This is a genomic window from Candidatus Zixiibacteriota bacterium, assembly GCA_022865345.1.
Lineage (GTDB): Bacteria > Zixibacteria > MSB-5A5 > MSB-5A5 > RBG-16-43-9 > RBG-16-43-9.
Genome location: JALHSU010000162.1, coordinates 1 through 16018, shown reverse-complemented (window position 1 = coordinate 16018; position 16018 = coordinate 1). Strand labels below are relative to the sequence as shown.

General features: G+C 40.9%; 23 protein-coding genes. 17 read left to right on the top strand and 6 right to left on the bottom strand.

Annotation, left to right across the window (positions count from 1 at the left end; genetic code table 11):
- Positions 1-119: 119 nt before the first annotated feature.
- The 12 genes from MUP17_07845 to MUP17_07790 all read left to right on the top strand — a co-directional run bounded on the left by MUP17_07845 (position 120) and on the right by MUP17_07790 (position 6778).
- Entirely contained in the window at positions 120-518 is a 399-nt protein-coding gene (locus tag MUP17_07845; protein MCJ7458889.1) for an arsenate reductase ArsC, read from the top strand.
- A gap of 157 nt (positions 519-675) precedes the next feature.
- A complete protein-coding gene (locus MUP17_07840; protein MCJ7458888.1) occupies positions 676-996 on the top strand; it encodes a metalloregulator ArsR/SmtB family transcription factor in 321 nt (106 codons plus the stop codon).
- 13 nt (positions 997-1009) lie between these two features.
- Positions 1010-2044, top strand: a complete 1035-nt coding sequence (locus MUP17_07835) for a permease (protein ID MCJ7458887.1) — start codon at positions 1010-1012, stop codon at positions 2042-2044.
- 3 nt (positions 2045-2047) lie between these two features.
- Complete coding sequence (locus MUP17_07830) at positions 2048-2560, top strand: nitrophenyl compound nitroreductase subunit ArsF family protein (GenBank protein ID MCJ7458886.1); 513 nt, start codon at positions 2048-2050, stop codon at positions 2558-2560.
- Positions 2561-2590: 30 nt separating this feature from the next.
- The gene (locus MUP17_07825) at positions 2591-2827 is read left to right on the top strand and encodes a thioredoxin family protein (GenBank protein ID MCJ7458885.1); all 237 of its coding nucleotides are present in this window, start codon (positions 2591-2593) and stop codon (positions 2825-2827) included.
- Between the two features lie 27 nt (positions 2828-2854).
- Positions 2855-3292 carry a thioredoxin family protein gene (locus MUP17_07820; GenBank protein MCJ7458884.1) on the top strand — a complete coding sequence of 146 codons (438 nt, stop codon included), beginning with the start codon at positions 2855-2857 and terminating at the stop codon, positions 3290-3292.
- Positions 3293-3982, top strand: coding sequence for a cytochrome c biogenesis protein CcdA (locus MUP17_07815; GenBank protein ID MCJ7458883.1), 690 nt, complete (start codon positions 3293-3295; stop codon positions 3980-3982).
- A gap of 82 nt (positions 3983-4064) precedes the next feature.
- On the top strand, positions 4065-4268 hold the full coding sequence (locus MUP17_07810) for a DUF1573 domain-containing protein (GenBank protein ID MCJ7458882.1): 204 nt from the start codon (positions 4065-4067) through the stop codon (positions 4266-4268).
- Positions 4269-4355: 87 nt separating this feature from the next.
- Positions 4356-4769 (top strand): DUF1573 domain-containing protein, encoded by a 414-nt coding sequence (locus tag MUP17_07805; GenBank protein ID MCJ7458881.1) that lies wholly within the window; start codon positions 4356-4358, stop codon positions 4767-4769.
- 100 nt (positions 4770-4869) lie between these two features.
- Positions 4870-5859: an NAD(P)-dependent alcohol dehydrogenase gene (locus MUP17_07800; protein ID MCJ7458880.1), complete on the top strand. Its 990-nt coding sequence runs from the start codon at positions 4870-4872 to the stop codon at positions 5857-5859.
- A gap of 175 nt (positions 5860-6034) precedes the next feature.
- Complete coding sequence (locus tag MUP17_07795; GenBank protein ID MCJ7458879.1) at positions 6035-6250, top strand: DUF1573 domain-containing protein; 216 nt, start codon at positions 6035-6037, stop codon at positions 6248-6250.
- A 234-nt stretch (positions 6251-6484) separates the two neighbouring features.
- On the top strand, positions 6485-6778 hold the full coding sequence (locus MUP17_07790) for a hypothetical protein (protein ID MCJ7458878.1): 294 nt from the start codon (positions 6485-6487) through the stop codon (positions 6776-6778).
- 61 nt (positions 6779-6839) lie between these two features.
- On the opposite strand, the gene MUP17_07785 is transcribed toward MUP17_07790, so the two are convergent.
- Together MUP17_07785 and MUP17_07780 are read right to left on the bottom strand one after the other, a co-directional pair.
- On the bottom strand, positions 6840-7949 hold the full coding sequence (locus tag MUP17_07785) for a glycosyltransferase family 4 protein (protein ID MCJ7458877.1): 1110 nt from the start codon (positions 7947-7949) through the stop codon (positions 6840-6842).
- Between the two features lie 340 nt (positions 7950-8289).
- Entirely contained in the window at positions 8290-8946 is a 657-nt protein-coding gene (locus tag MUP17_07780) for a cysteine hydrolase (GenBank protein MCJ7458876.1), read from the bottom strand.
- Positions 8947-9145: 199 nt separating this feature from the next.
- Here MUP17_07780 and MUP17_07775 point away from each other — a divergent pair, with 199 nt between their 5' ends.
- On the top strand, positions 9146-9607 hold the full coding sequence (locus MUP17_07775; protein ID MCJ7458875.1) for a DUF3093 family protein: 462 nt from the start codon (positions 9146-9148) through the stop codon (positions 9605-9607).
- Positions 9608-9631: 24 nt separating this feature from the next.
- Here the strand turns inward: MUP17_07775 and MUP17_07770 are convergent, their stop codons facing one another.
- Entirely contained in the window at positions 9632-9949 is a 318-nt protein-coding gene (locus tag MUP17_07770; GenBank protein MCJ7458874.1) for a hypothetical protein, read from the bottom strand.
- Between the two features lie 10 nt (positions 9950-9959).
- Entirely contained in the window at positions 9960-11045 is a 1086-nt protein-coding gene (locus MUP17_07765; protein ID MCJ7458873.1) for a hypothetical protein, read from the bottom strand.
- A gap of 308 nt (positions 11046-11353) precedes the next feature.
- Here MUP17_07765 and MUP17_07760 point away from each other — a divergent pair, with 308 nt between their 5' ends.
- From MUP17_07760 to MUP17_07745, 4 genes are all read left to right on the top strand, one after another.
- Positions 11354-12076, top strand: coding sequence for an energy-coupling factor ABC transporter permease (locus MUP17_07760; protein MCJ7458872.1), 723 nt, complete (start codon positions 11354-11356; stop codon positions 12074-12076).
- A gap of 7 nt (positions 12077-12083) precedes the next feature.
- A complete protein-coding gene (locus MUP17_07755; protein MCJ7458871.1) occupies positions 12084-12734 on the top strand; it encodes an energy-coupling factor transporter transmembrane protein EcfT in 651 nt (216 codons plus the stop codon).
- On the top strand, positions 12719-13462 hold the full coding sequence (locus MUP17_07750; protein ID MCJ7458870.1) for an energy-coupling factor ABC transporter ATP-binding protein: 744 nt from the start codon (positions 12719-12721) through the stop codon (positions 13460-13462). The genes MUP17_07755 and MUP17_07750 overlap by 16 nt, the downstream gene beginning before the upstream one ends.
- Positions 13463-13759: 297 nt before the next feature.
- Positions 13760-14629, top strand: a complete 870-nt coding sequence (locus tag MUP17_07745) for an FG-GAP-like repeat-containing protein (GenBank protein MCJ7458869.1) — start codon at positions 13760-13762, stop codon at positions 14627-14629.
- 70 nt (positions 14630-14699) lie between these two features.
- On the opposite strand, the gene mltG is transcribed toward MUP17_07745, so the two are convergent.
- Positions 14700-15713, bottom strand: coding sequence for an endolytic transglycosylase MltG (gene mltG, locus MUP17_07740; protein MCJ7458868.1), 1014 nt, complete (start codon positions 15711-15713; stop codon positions 14700-14702).
- A gap of 97 nt (positions 15714-15810) precedes the next feature.
- On the bottom strand, positions 15811-16018 hold a 208-nt coding region (gene ruvX, locus MUP17_07735), incomplete at its 5' end, for a Holliday junction resolvase RuvX (GenBank protein MCJ7458867.1).

Below are 16018 nucleotides of genomic sequence, written 5' to 3'. Positions count from 1 at the left end.
AGTTCGTGCAGGAATTGGAATTCCTGCACGGGCGTGGTTCGGGAAATCCAATTCCCGAACCAACTCGAATATTTCACAAGCGTAGAGACGCATTGAATGCGTCTCCCTAAGGATGAAAGATGAAACCAAAGATTTTATTTGTATGCATTGAGAACTCCTGCCGGAGCCAGATGGCTGAAGGGTTTGCTAAATTCTATGGCGAAGATAGAGTAGAGGTCTTCAGCGCCGGCTCAAATCCCTCTGGAAAGGTCGACCAGATAGCAATAGAAGTTATGAAAGAGAAGGGTATTGATATCTCCAACCAAAAGTCAAAAGGGTTCAAGGAGTTACCCTTTAATGATTTTGACTATGTGATAACTATGGGATGTGGAGATGTGTGTCCTTTTGTGCCGGCAAAGGAAAGAATTGAATGGGAGATCGAAGACCCTAAAGGAAAAGCAAAAGAAAAGTTCAGAGAGGTAAGAGATAAGATAGAAAAGAATATAAAAGAATTCTTGAGCAAGTTAAAGCAAAGTTGAAAATTTTAGAATCTCGCTCGCTGGTGCGGGAATTCCAATTCCCGCACCAACTTTAAAAAAAAACTCTAAATAAAATAATCAATTAGACAAACACCAAAATTCTAATGGCGTATTTAATGTAATTATGAGCATAAATGCATATAAACAGGTGTTCAAAATGGTCGATGAAAAAGTCTTGTTACTGGAAAGCGATTTCCTGAAGGTCGTCTCCCAGCCCACCCGGCTTAGGATTTTGTATTTTTTGAGAAAAGGAGAGAAATGCGCTTGTGAGATCATCCCTGAAATAGGGGAAGACCAGTCTAACATTTCCAGACATCTGAATCACTTGAAAGATGCAGGCATCTTAGATTCGCGCAGAGAGGGGGTTTCGGTTTATTACCGAATTAATGATAAAAGAGTATTTGATCTACTTAATTTAGTGGATGAGATCATTAGGACACAAGTGAAAGAGAAAGCCAGAACGGTTAAGGTTATTTAGATAGGAGATTAGCATGGGTTTAGTGGAAGTCTTGAATGGTGGAGTGAAAGCATTAATTGAATATCTTTCCGCCCATGTTCTGACCTGTCTGGTTCCGGCATTTTTCATCGCTGGCGCGATTGCAGTTTTTGTCTCTCAGGCCGCGGTGATGAAATATTTCGGAGCTCAGGCGAAAAAGGTTTTAGCTTACAGTGTCGCTTCAGTTTCTGGTACGATCCTGGCGGTATGCTCCTGCACTATCTTGCCACTTTTTGCAGGAATACATAAAAGAGGTGCAGGTTTAGGTCCGGCTATTGCTTTTCTATATTCTGGTCCGGCAATTAATATCTTGGCTATCGTTTATACTGCCAGGCTTTTAGGATTTGATCTGGGAATTGCCAGGGCAGTTGGAGCTATATCTTTTTCAATTATAATCGGGTTGATTATGGCTTTTATCTGGAGAAAAGAGGAGTTAGAAAAAGAAAAGAATGCTCAGGAATTAATCCTACCCCAAAGCGAGAAACCCAAACATGAGGGGGTCACTATTCTATATTTTGCAGTTTTAGTGGGGATTCTTATCTTCGGTGCGGCAAAAAAGTGGCTGGTTACTGGAATCCTTTTGCTCGCTTTACTTTTAATCCTCTATCGTTGGTTCAAAAAAAATGAGCTTAAAGATTGGCTCTATCAAACCTGGGATTTAGGGAAAAAGATTTTTCCAATTCTGCTGGTTGGGGTCTTCATTGCCGGGATGATAAAGGTTTTATTACCGCAACAGATAGTAGAACATTTGGTCGGCGGGAATGGATTAAGGGCGAATTTCATAGCTTCAGTCTTCGGCGCCTTTATGTATTTCTCGACTTTAACTGAGGTCCCCATAATCCGTGCCTTGATAGATTTAGGAATGGGCAGAGGTCCTGCTCTGGCTTTACTTTTAGCCGGTCCATCCTTGAGCCTTCCCAGTATGATTGTGTTAATCGGGATTATGGGGTGGAGGAAAACAGGGGCTTACATTATCTTAGTAGTGATAATGGCAACTATAACCGGAATGGTATTCGGAGCGTTATTTTAGAAGATGATTAAGAAAAGCTCAGTCCTCTGTCTCGTTTGCATCATGCTGTTTTTGCTAATGTGGACGAGCAGTTACAGTCAAAACAAGAAATCATCTGGTCCTGTTCAGAAAAAGGTCGATAGCCCAGGCAAAGAAACTGTAGATTCCACTTTTGATTTTGACAGCCTGTTGATCATTCATTTTCATCCCACAGCTCAATGTTCTTGTTGCATAAATGTTGGCAACTTTTCAAAAAAAGGATTAGAAAAACTTTATTCAAAGCCCTATAAAAACGGACGCATTATTTTCAAGGAATGCAATATAGATGAAGATTCTTCAACTGCCGGGAAATACAAAATATTCGGGTCTGCCTTAGGTTTTAAAAAGGTATTTAAAGAGAAAGAGGAGTTTAAAGAGATCGAATCCGTATGGGAATTTTGTGAAGAGGAAGAGAAATTCCTGATTAATTTTCAGAAGGAGCTTAATAGTTTTATTGCCGGTAAAAAAGAGGAGGGGGTAAAGAAGGCTACAAAATAGTTTAATGATAGTCTAAAAGGAGGTCATAAAATGAAGATCGAAGTTTTAGGTCCGGGATGTGCAAAATGCGAGAAGATCTATGAAATCGTAGAGAGGACTTTAAAAGAGTTAGGCAAAGAAGCTGAGTTATCAAAGATCAAGGATATAAAATCTATTATGCAGTATGGAATCCTTTTGACCCCGGCTCTGGTTATCAACGGAAAGGTATTATGTTCTGGCAGGGTACCAGGATTGGCAGAAATTAAAGAATGGTTGAGTAAGGAATAGTAAAGCTAACTTCAGCTCGGAAAGGTTATGAATAATATCCTCAAATTATTGATTATTTTAGCAATTGTTTTTTTAATTGCAGGTTTAATTATCTTTCAAGGAAGAGATAAGGCATCTTTTAAGGAGGGGGAGACTTCGTCTTCCGAGAAAATTTCTACGAATAAAGACAGTTTAGACGTAATAGCTAAAAATTTACCAGTTCTTATCGATTTAGGCAGGGGGACCTGTAAAGCCTGCAAAATGATGCTGCCGATATTACAGGAATTACAGGAGGAATATAAAGGAAGAGCTATCATCCAGATTATAGATATTCGTTACGACCCAGAACCGGCAAGGTTCTATAAAATAAGATTAATCCCCACCCAGATATTCTTCGATGCTTCTGGCAAAGAAATTTATAGGCATGAAGGGTTTATGGATAAACTCTCAATTGAACAAAAGCTTCAGGAGATCGGGGTTAAATAAATGGAACATATTCTAGGAAATATATCCTCAGCAATAAATAACACCCCAGCCTTGGCTTATATCTTGATCTTCTTGGGCGGGATTTTGTCAGCCTCCAGCCCTTGTGTTCTGGCGATAATACCCCTGGTGATCGGATTTGTGGGAGGCTATTCTGAAGGAAACAAAAAGAAAGCCCTGCTTTATTCTTTGACTTTTGCCTTAGGTTTATCCATTACTTTTACCATATTAGGGGCTATCGCCTCCCTCTTAGGAAAGCTTTTTGGAGATGTGGGGAAGTTATGGTATTACCTGGCCGCGGGAGTGGCTTTGGTTATGGGGTTATATTTACTGGGTGTTATTAAAATCCCGTTTCCTAAAACTGTGGAGATGAAAACTAAACATAAAGGGATTTTAGGTGCTTTCCTTTTAGGGCTTCTTTTCGGAATGGTTTCCTCCCCTTGCGCTACCCCGGTCTTAGCCGTCATTTTAGCTCTCGTAGCCACAAAGGCGAAGATAGTATATGGTATCTCCCTTCTTTTCGTTTATGCCCTTGGACACTGTGCTTTGATAATTCTGGCCGGGGTATCAACTGGCTTTGTGGAGAGCTTTGCCCAATCCAGAGGGATAACAAATTTCTCAAATACAGCTAAAAAGATAAGCGGATTATTGATAATCTTCGCGGGTTTTTATATTCTATGGATTAATCTCTAAAATAAGACAGGAGCGTTCGCAAAAAACGATTGACAAAATGATTGTTTCAGTTATAATTCTATCAAGGAGTTAAGGAGGCAGATTGAGATTAAGAAGTTCTTTTTTACTCATAGCGGTTATATTTGCAGTTCATCCTTTTTCTCAGGCTGGGACTCCGAGGATCGAATTTTCCGAGAGGGTGTGGGATTTTGGAAGGGTCCCCCAGCAGTCCACAGTCTCTCATACCTTCTGGATTAAAAATGTCGGGACTGACACCCTTAAAGGAATCAGCGCCCGGGTCCCCTGACACTGTACCCAGGCTCCACTTAAAAAGACGGAGCTGGCTATCGGCGATAGCACTGAGTTAGAGATAAGTTACTCTACCGGAGCGGCAATGACCCCGGAGACGAAATCTGTCACGGTGAGCTCCAGCGATACTGTTTCCGGCTTCAACCGGCTGGAGATAACGGCAGACGTAAAGCCTAAGCCGGATACCCTGCTGGATATAAGCTATGCACCATACAGTTTAGAATTCAAAGAGAAGAAAAAAGGGAAATTTGAGGAGATGAAAGTTGAGTTTACAAATAAGGGACAGAAAGAATTCAGGCTTAAAGTTATTGATTATCCCAAGAGGTTTTTTGAGGCGCAATTAAGTAAGGAAACCCTTATGCCGGGAAAGACAGTAGAACTGAAAGTGAAGCCTGCGAAAACTCTTCCAGCAGGAACGGTCAAAAAATCGATTACCTTACAGGTGAGCGGGGAAAAGGAGTTCAGGATAACCATTCCGGTGAAAACTGGAGGTAGCTAAAAGGCGTCCTCGTCTTAGGTTAGGTTTTACAAACTTATCGGTTAGATTGTCGTGAACTACACGTAAAATGACCCGATCAAAGTATTCATGGAGGAGGCTCATGAAAGCGATTGTATACACAAAATACGGACCACCGGATGTTCTTGAATTAAAAGAGGAAGAAAAACCTACTCCCAAGGAGGATGAAGTACTGGTAAAAGTTCATGCGGCATCCGTGAATGCAGGTGACTGGCATATCCTGAGAGGTAAACCGCTCTTGATTCGCCTAATGGGCTTTGGGCTTCTAAAACCAAAAAACAAGATACTCGGATCTGACATTGCGGGGCGGGTTGAAGCGGTTGGCAGAAACGTAAAGCAGTTTCAGCCAGATGATGAGGTATTCGGGAACATATCCGATTGTGGTTGGGGTGGTTTTGCCGAGTATGTATGTGCCCGTGAAAATGCATTGGCGTTGAAACCAGCCAATATATCGTTCGAGGAAGCAGCGGCCGTACCTATGGCGGCAATCACCGCCCTGCAGGGTCTTCGCGATAAAGGACAGATTCAGCCAGGGCAAAAGGTTTTGATTAATGGCGCATCTGGTGGTGTTGGTACGTTTGCGGTGCAGATTGCCAAATCGTTCGGGGCTGAAGTGACTGGCGTGTGCAGCACGAGGAATTTGGACATGGTGCGCTCGATTGGGGCAGACCAGGTCATTGATTACACCAGGGAAGATTTCACCCAAAGTGGGCAGCGTTATGACCTGATTCTTGCTGCTAACGGATATCATTCGATTTCAGATTACAAGCGTGCATTAAGTCCCAAGGGAACTTATGTCATGACCGGAGGTTCGTTGGCTCAAATGTTCCAAGCTATGCTCCTAGGACCATGGATTTCAATGACCGGGAGTAAGAAAATGGGTAGCCTGATGTCGAAACCAAACCAAAAAGATTTGGTTTTTATGAAAGAGCTTCTTAAAGCCGGCAAAGTAAAACCCGTTATAGATAGACGTTACACGTTAAGTGAGGTTCCTGAAGCTCTCCGGTATCTTGAAGAAGAACACGCCCGAGGAAAAATAATAATAACTTTGGAACATAATAACAAAACCTAACAAAGCGCTGCACCCGACCGCTATTCCGCTGCGCTTCATAGCGGCAGGTGAGCTTGGTCGTTAAGATGAAAAAATCATAAAAACTCCCCTTAAATCGCAGATTATTAGTTAATGATTTTGAGTGAAATCTTCGTAAATATAAAAAAGGGTTTTTCCTTTTCTTAAGGAGGTGAAGATGAGAAAAGAAAGGTTTTTGCTCACGGCGATATTTCTGATCCTTGTTCTGGCTCTAGCACAGACTGGGCTGGAAGCAGGTAAAGCAAAATTACAGATTTCTGAAACCACCTGGGATTGGGGCCGGTCGCCCCAGAATGCCGTGCTCAGCCACAGCTTCTGGTTAAAGAACGTGGGCACCGATACCCTGAGAGCGCTTAATGTCTCTGTGGCCTGAGGGTGCACAAAGGCTCCGCTAAAGAAGACGGAGCTTGCTATCGGTGATAGCACAGAGCTTATAGTAAGTTATACTTCGGGACTTACCCCTGGCAGGGTAAGCAAATACGCCAGTATATCTTATAGAGAAGATTCTGTAGATCAGATTCAGAAAATTGATCTACACGCTCAGATAGCACCCCAGGAGGATACGACCTTCACAATCAAATCCTACCCTTCCTTCCTGGATTTCTCAATGCTGCAAGGCCAGAAGCCCAAGGAGAAAAAGCTCTCCTTGAAAAATCTGGATGTTCTTGAATATAAGATCTCAGTGGTCGATTACCCGCATGAATTCTTTAAGGTTAAGGCAGACAAAAAGCTAAAACCGGGCAAGTCGGCTGAGATAAAGTTAAAACCGATCAAAGAATTCCCGGCTGAAGGGTTTAAGAAAGTCCTCACTATTGAATTGCAGGGTAAGGAGAACACCAGAGTTACGATTCCGTTGATTTATGCAGTTGGTGCACCAGCAGCCTCAGCTCCTAAGAAATAAGGAAGTAGATCTTCTCGTCTAAATGAAGTCTCTACCTATCTGAAAAGGGTAGAGACTTTTTTTATGCTGACATCTCAGCCAAAAGTGCCTCGATTTTCTCAATCATTTTCTTCATGTCAAAAAAAGCTTCTACTCTTTTTCTGCCGGCTTCGCCCAGACTTACAGCCAGGTTTCTATCTTGAAGCAAAGTCATAATTGCCTGAGCTAAAGAATGGGGATCTTTTGGCAGAACCAAAAGTCCGGTCACCTTATCTTGAACTACTTCTGGAATACCACCGACACGGGTAGCGACTATAGGCTTCTTCAAAGCCATCCCCTCTGCCAGGACCAGGCCAAAAGGCTCGATTATCGAAGGCAAAACCAGAAGGTCGAATCCAGCCATAGTCTCAAATATTTCTCTTACATATCCAGCAAAGATTACATAGTTATCCAGATTCAGTTGAGTACACAGACTCTTTAATGATTCCTTTTCTGAGCCATCTCCTGCAAAAAGAAATTTTACCTCAGAAAAGGTCTGAACTATCTCAGGGATAGCCTGGAGAAGGTAACGCTGCCCTTTAGCTTCAACCAGCCTGGCTGGAACTCCGATCAAGATCACCCTTGGGTCAAGGCCGTATTTTTGAAAGAGCTTCTCCCGCTCTTTCTTTAAATCAAAATCAAAGCAGGAGAGGTCTATTCCATTCAAGACGACTTCAATTTTCTCCTGATTTATCCAGGTAAATCTCTTCAGCTGGTCTTTTAGATTCTGACTGGGGACAACTATCCTATCCGGGAGGTACTTTCCGGTGAGCCTGTGAACTAAATTGGTTCCAGGTAAAAGCACACCCATTCCCCAGATAATTTTGACTCCTCCTGCAAGTCTGGCTGCAATTCCTCCCAGCCTTAAGTCTTTATTGAAATTGACCCAGATGAAATCTATTTTTTCTTTTGAGAGAATTTTAGCCAGGGACAGGATATTAACCGGACCAAAATCACCTCTTATTTTCAGAGGAACTAAATTAATCTCCGGGGAAGAAAAATGAATCATGAACTCGCTGTTCTTCCTTCCTGCAATCCAGATACTGTGTCCTCTTGAAGAAAGGTGAGCTGCTAAATTATAAATTAAGTTCTCCCCACCTCCCCAGACGTTCTCCCGAATTGAGTTTAAGAAAAGAATCTTATATTTTCTCATCGAAATCTTAAAAAATGTCTATTTTTCTTCTATTTTGACAATCAGGTTAAAAGTAAAATCGAGTTTTAATAAGGAATTTATATTTTATTTGTCAAGGATTAAAATTAGTCATCGGTAAGACAGATATTCTGAGACTATTGCTGAAGAAGATAGCTGCAAGTCCTACCCACCTTTGGTGGACTTCTCGGAGTTCAGTTTGCGATTAAATAACTCACCCTAAGTCCCTCTCTTGAAAAGAGAGGGACTTTTGCCCCTTCTCTTTTTAAGAGAAGGGGCCAGGGGATGAGTTTAAAAAACACCCGTAGAGCGGCTACCAATTACTAATTTTGGTTAGAAGAAACTACTTCTTATGAGCATTGATAACCTCCTCCGTTGTTGAAATATCTGCAAAACCTAAGCCTAAATTAAGTAAACTTGCCAGGTGCATTTCCTCGATGATTGTTCCGGTGGCATCAGCTAAGAACTTTATGCGGTAATCCCTGAAATATGCATCCCGGGCTGTGGATTCACAGCACATATTGGTCATTATCCCGGTTATCACCAGGTCTTCGATCTTTGCACATCTCAGGATAGTCTCCAGGTCTGTGTTATAGAAAGCGCTGTAGCGATGCTTATAAACTATCTTCTCCTCAGGCAGAGGCTCTATCTCCGGATGAACTTTAGCCTCTTCGGTTCCTTCTATGCACATCCCCTGCCACCACCAGCGCATAATACCGGCATCGCTTCCGTCTTTTTTATGAACGTGGCAGGTGTAGATCACCGGCCTTTTCTTAGCCCGATAGAAATCTATCAATCGCTTGATATTGGGAAGTATAGGCGGACCACCGCAGGTAAAGGATGGAGAGCCAGGGTCCAAGAAAAATCTCTGCATATCAATCACCAGAAGGGCTGACTTTTTCAAATTCAATTTTAACCTGTGAGTGTTATAAGGGGAGATCTTCTTAAGCCAGAGTTTCGTTTTCTCTTTCAGGTTATCCCGGGTTACATAAGACTTCATCTAAAACCTCCTTTAAAATATAATAGCCATCCAGTGAATCTGGGTGGCTTGGCCTGGTCCGAATTTGTCCAGAATGGATCCAATCGGAGATCCGTAGGACATGATTCGAGGCTATGTTAAGTTAAGAAATCCCTTGTGTCAAGTCAAAAAAGGTTTATTTTAGAGATGAGATTATCAATTGGACTTAAAAGGAGGTATCATGTACTCAGAGAAACAAGGTCTGGCCTGGTGGGTCAAATTTGTTTTTGTCCTGGCTTTGATTGGGATTATCCTGGGTCTGGTCCTGTCTCCCCAGGACCCAAATACCCCTTTCTGGGTGACTCCTTTCTTGATACTTATAGGGTTAGTCCTTATCTTTATGTTTGTCAACTTCCGGAGCCTGGAGATAAAAGTCCAGGGAAGATTTCTGGAGTTCGGGTTCGGGATTTTCAGGAAGAAGATTCCATTATCTGACATTGTCTCCTGCGAGGAAAGCCAGGTTTCTTTTGGAAGGTATTGGGGAATAGGTATCCGCCTGGGCACAGACGGAACTATTTGCTATAACACCCGTTTCGGAAAGGGAGTGAGGATAAAGATAAAGGATAAAAGGAAGGATTACGTTTTAACCTCGAATAATCCCCAGGCTTTATGCCAGGCCTTGAAAATCGGGATAAGAAAGTAACTTTAACTTGAGATTTCCCGTAATCTACTTCAGTTTCCTCTTTCTTTTCCTCAATGTCAGGCTCATTAGATCGTTAATTAATCTGGCTTTATGAGCAGCTAAATCAGGTGGCAAAGCATCCTTGGCGGAGAGTTTCTTATATTTTTTATTGAAAATCCTCTCTTGAAATACGATACCGCTCAATGAACAATTATAAATAATAAAGTCGAGAGATTCTTCATGATCTAAACCATGTTTTAAAAGAAGACGAAGGAGATTGTCAAAGGTATAAAGTTCATAGACTATGTATAGTCCACTTGTCTCCTTTGGAAATTTTCTCAGGAAGCTCAAATTCTTGTTCATCTATGCCCAATTAGATTTGTAATGGTATTTGAAGCTGTTCTCTTCTTAAATGCAGATATAATTCTAAATACCCGAGAACTCTTGAACCCAATGTTGTTAAAACTACTCTATCAAACTTGGTTTTCTGAAGCTTCATTCTTTCGACTAATTCTAGTTCTTCACATTGATTACAAGTGAACTGCAATAATTCAATTGCAGTATTCCATCTATAACTCTTTCCGAATAAAAAATTAACAAATTCAAGTTTTTCTTTATCTTCAGGTGTACCAGATTTAGGTAGCCAATCGCCGCTCGTAAGATGCACAAATCTGAGAAAATAGTATACGTTAACCTTACTTTTAGTAAAAACTCCATTGGTTAAAACTTCTAACAAAACACGTTTCTGTTCTGTGCTTAGATTTGGCATAGCTTTTGACGTGATTATTTGGGCATTATAGTTGTCCCTAAATCTCTTGCCGTAATCTGTCAAACCTATTACCCCATTTTCCTTTTCTCTTATTAATTCAAAATATTTCGCGAAAGATGTATATACTCCAAAGTTTGTACTGGACTTAAATAAACCCCTTAGCTTATCATAGGGCAATGCATCTTCCTGATCATCGTAAAAGGGTTTGATGATTCTATTAAGCCAGCGTAGATGAGTAACATCCATAGCCACAGTAGGACCAAGATAGATTCCTGTTGTTTTACTGAGTTCTTCTAAACATTTTTTATACAGCTCCTGAACGTCTAATATTGAATAAGTTCTTAAAATAATGCCCATTTTCTGAGAAAAATCTTCCAGTAATTTTACATATGTTGGGGGAGTATTCTCCTTATCATACAAGATAATGAACTTTAACTGTTTATCAGTAATAAACTTAATATCTTGATATCTTTCTACTTGGTCGGTGCAGTATTCAAGCTTAGCTTTGTTGTTTATTCCTGTCTCAAGTTCTACAACCAATATTTCTTTCTTAGTTTCAAAAGCAAAATCAATCCTACCTTGCTCCGTAGTATAATTTTCACCAAGTTTTCTCTCTAATTGAAACCCAAGTTTTTTCTGTAAGTATTCAGGTCGCTTCAGTAAAACCCATTGAACGAGACTTTCATTCATTTGGTTACACCTTCTTCAGAAAATATTGCCAGTAAGGTGGAGAAGTTACTATGAGATGAATAGATTCATCCTCCACTTCTTTCATCTGCCTGGAATCGCATATTATTATCTTATGAGTGGTTGACATAATAAAAACTGGTTAAGGTTTGAACTTGTAAACCTGTTTAAAGTATAAATCTACATCGACTGAAAATCAAGGTTTTTTTGAATTTTGCACAACTCATTTGTGTTTAAATATCTTGACATTAAGGCTAAAGAGGTTTAAACTTAGCAGTTAGTAGGAGATAATTTTTTCAAAGTTTAATTCCATGTCTCATATTCATCTTCCAGATGGAATTTTACCGGTTTGGCTCTGGGTCTTAGGCTGGGTCTTATTGGCCGGACTTCTATTCATATTCAAAGGGCAGTTCCAGAGAGAAAGATTCTCCAGCAAAATCCCTCTTTTAGCAATGTTTGCCGCAGTGATGGTAATCTCGATGTCTCTGGAGGTAGTTCCGCTTTTCTATCATATAAACCTCTCAGTCGTTTCAGGCATAATCTTGGGTCCTGCCTGGTTTATCCTTTGTTCTTTTGTGGTCAATCTTATCCTGGCTTTTTTTGGACACGGAGGGATTACCGTGGTGGGACTAAATAGTCTGGTAATATCAGCCGAGGGGGTCCTGGGTTATTTTATGTTTAAAGCCCTGCGACGAATTTTGAAGAAGATATCCTGGGCAGGTTTTGTCTCCACCTTCTTAAGCCTTCTTTTATCGACTTTCCTGGCTTTGGGGATTGTGGCGATCGGGAAGACTGACCTTTCAAGCGCTTTTGGAATAGGACATAAACTTCAGCCAGAAAAAAGCACGGGTCTTCTGGAATTTGAGACTGGAGAGCAGGAAACGCATAAACAGGAATCTTTACCGCAATTTGACTTCAGGAAATTCCTGCTTTTGGTTTTAGGTTTTGGATCTATAGGCTGGGTATTAGAAGGATTGATCACCAGCGGAATCTTAAGCTACCTGAACAAAGTCAGGCCAGGGATATTGGAGTGAGATTAAAATGGATTTAGCCTATCTGGATTATTTAGCTACCAGCGGAAAAAGTTTTCTGCACCGTTTTCCGGCAGGTTTGAAGATAATACTTGCTCTTACATTGATCGGGTTTATCATCTTGATCAAGCAGGTTCTGTTTATGGTCATTATCCTGGCATTTCTCTATTCACTCATACTCTTATCCCGGCTACCTTTCATAAAAATCTTCCTGATCTCTTTATATCCTTTGATATTCGCTCTGATCTTCGCCTACGCCAGTTTGGGAAGAGGCTGGGAATGGTTTTTTATCATTCTTTTAAGGGTCCTGGGAACTGCCACCACCATGATACTACTTTTCTCCACTACGCCTTATCCCTGCATCTTTGCCAGCCTGGGCAAGGTCTTTCCGGAATTTCTCATCACGGTTTTCTTTATGACTTACCGTTCGATTTTTATCCTTTTTTCTATCTTCGAGAATATCAGAATGGGTTTCAAATTAAGAGGGGGTTTTCAGATAAAGTACCCAAAAAGAAGCTTGTCCAATTTTGCCAAGGCCTTTGGTTATTTAATCCTCAAGGGAATGGATGATAGCCAGAGATTTTATGAAGGGTTAAAGCTCAGAGGATTTCAAGGCAAGATAGAGCATAACCGGAGGTATTGTACTTGGAACAAGAGATAGTAGTTCAGGTCCACTGCATAAGCCATACCTATCAGGATAAAACCGCAATAAAAATCTGCGGGCTGGATTTTTTAGTCAAAAAAGGGGAAAAGGTTGCCATTTTAGGACCTAATGGTTGCGGCAAATCTACTCTGCTGAAGCATATACTAGGAATATTAAAGCCGAATGAAGGGGAGGTGGAGGTATTCGGGGTTGATCCGGCAAAGGAATTTGAAAGAATAAGAGAGAGGATTGGGGTGGTGCTGCAGGAGGTAGATGAACAGATAATCGGTCCTACGGTTTATGATGATATAATTTTCTCGCCCTTGAATTATGGTTACAAAATGGAAGAGGCTGAAAAGCTGGCAGATAAGATCATGCATCGGTTAGGAATTATTCATCTGAAAGACAAAATCCCGCATTATCTTTCAGGAGGGGAGAAGAAAAAAGTGGCTTTAGCCGGGGCATTGATTCTAGAACCGGAGCTTTTGATCCTGGATGAGCCTTTTGCCAATTTAGACCAGAAGTCTGAAGAGGAATTCATTCAGATTTTAAAAGAGATTAATTTATCCAGACACACCACAGTGATAACTGCCCTGCATGATCTGGAACTGGTTCCGGAGATTGCGGATACCCTTTACCTGATGGGTCCAAAAGGCGAGCTTTCTGCCAGGGGAGAACCAAAAGAGATTTTACAAAATCCGCAACTTCTTGAAAGATTTAATCTGAAAAGAAAAGTGGTGGTTTAAATTTTCTTTATGGAGTGCATCCAATGGACTTCGCTCCTGCTGGATGTTATCATCCAGCAGGGAGAATAAGCGGATGATAACATCCGCTTTGAGCAAAAAATGCCTCACAGCTGATTAATGGGATTAAGTCGAATTTGACCTTGAGGCTGATATCAGCAATTTTATCCTATCTATCCGTTTCTCGAATCTGCTTAATCTGCTCTATCTGCTGTGAAGAAAAATTTCCCTTGCCTTTTTCAATTTTTGAGTTATGATTATAGTGATTTTAAAAATTCCAACCTTAAAAAGGAGGGAAAGATGTCTCTAAAAATTAAAGTTTTTACACTCTCTTCTCTATTATTACTTATCCCTTCGACTACACCAGCTTTTGAGCCACTTTTTGATACAAGGATAGATTATGGCGCAGGTTATTATCCTTATTCTGTTTTTTGTGCGGATTTAGATGGGGATACAGATTTAGACCTGGCAGTGGCAAATTGGTATATTTGGACTAGTGAGAGTGTCTCCATTTTAAAGAACAACGGGGATGGTACTTTTCAGTCTAAAGTGGATTATGCTGCAGGAAACGGTCCTTCTGATGTTTTTTGTGCAGATTTAGATAAGGATGGTAGTCTGGACCTGACAGTGGCAAATAATGAGAGCAATAATGTCTCCATCTTAAAGAATAACGGGGATGGGAGCTTTCAGAGTGCGGTGGACTATGGGGTAGGATACCGTCCTTTATCTGTTTTTTGTGCAGATTTAGATAAGGATGGTGATCTGGATTTAGCTGTGGCAAATTATGTTGACAACAACATTTTCATTCTTCTTAATCGGACTATTATTGTCAACGTAGAAGATGAAGAGGATATTGACCAGTTACCCAAACAGTTTTCCTTGTCTCAGAATTACCCAAATCCTTTTAATCAGAGCACTAAGATAGAATTTGCTCTGGTGAATTCAGGTTTTGTCAGCCTAAATATCTATGACCTTTTAGGAAGAAAGGTGAGAACCTTAGTTTCGGAGAATTTGACTCCTGGTTATAAGTCTGTGCTCTGGGATGGGAAGGATGATTCAGGGAGAGAGGTTGCTTCAGGGGTCTATTTTTATCAATTGAAAGTTAAAAATCCCGCCAACGGCGGGGTTGGGGATTTCTCTGAGGCGAAGAAATTGGTGTTATTAAAGTAGAGATGCATGGCAATGCGTCTCCACAGAGAAAAATCCCCCCCTTGGTGGGCAAGGTGGGAATACCGGGATTTTAACTTTTGTTTTCTCTTTTTATCTTAGCGATTGCCCGGTTATGCTCTTCTAAATCGACTGAGAAAATATGCGAGCCATCACCTTTTGCCACAAAATAAAGATAGTTTACTTCTGCCGGGAATAAAGCAGCTAAGATGGAAGCTTTTCCCGGGTTATTGATAGGTCCGGGGGGGAGACCTGGATGTTTGTAAGTATTATAAGGGGAATCCACTTCTAAATCTTTATGGTTTAAAGGTCGGCTCAAGCCTCCTAAAGCATAGATCACCGTAGGGTCGCACTGCAGAGGCATTCCGATTTTTAAACGGTTATGATAGACCGCGGAGATCAAGGGCCTTTCCTTGTCCATCCCGGCTTCAGATTCCACCAGAGAAGCTAAGGTGACCAGTTGCGAGAGGCTGAAGTTAAAATTCCTCAGTTGAAGAGGAAAAGAGATATCTATGATTTTCTTTAACTCATCCACCATCAGTTCAATGATTTTTTCAGGCTCCATTTTCCAGAAAAGCCTGTAGGTGTCAGGGAAAAGATAACCCTCCAGATTTTTGGAATCCAGGCCTAATCTATGTATCAGGCTGGTGTCAGATGTAGCCTTCACGAAAAGAAGGGAATCTAATCCGGTTTCCCTTTTCAGAAGAGATGCTATCTGGTAAAGATTATACCCTTCAGGTATAGTAACCTCAATAGAGGAGATTTCGTTTTTGGACAGCTTCGTCAAGAGCCCGGAAAATGTTATTCCCTTTTGAAAATCATATCTGCCTGGGATTATCTTTCTGTCAATCCCCAAGAGTTTGGCGGAAAGAAAAAGAAGAGGGGAATTGAATCCCAGGCCAGAGTTTCCCAGCTTTTGCGAGATCTTATGAAGATTATCACCTTTTTCCACTGTTATGGAGGTGTTTTTCTTACTTATTCCCCAGGGAAGAGGGTAAAAAAATATATACAAAAAGATTATAATTAAGAGTATGAAAAAAGATATGCCAATTTTGGTGAGATTTTTTCTTCTGACAAGACGTTTCATTTTTGAGCCAATAAAATAGATTACCTATCTAAGCTATTACGCAAAAGCAGAACCAATAGAGTTGAGATACTCAGATATATTCTCTTAAGCCGGGGTCTCAGGATTCCGGTTTCTCATTTTTCTTCACTCGCAGATTGTCCAGGTATCCCTGAAGAATGAATGCCGCTGAAAGCATATCCACTTTCTTTTTATGCTTATGAAGTTTTGCTCCTGTATCTCTTAAAACCCTCAGAGATTCAACTGTGGTCAACCTCTCATCCCAGAAAGTTATCGGAATTTTTATTCTGGATGAAAGCTTTTTAGAG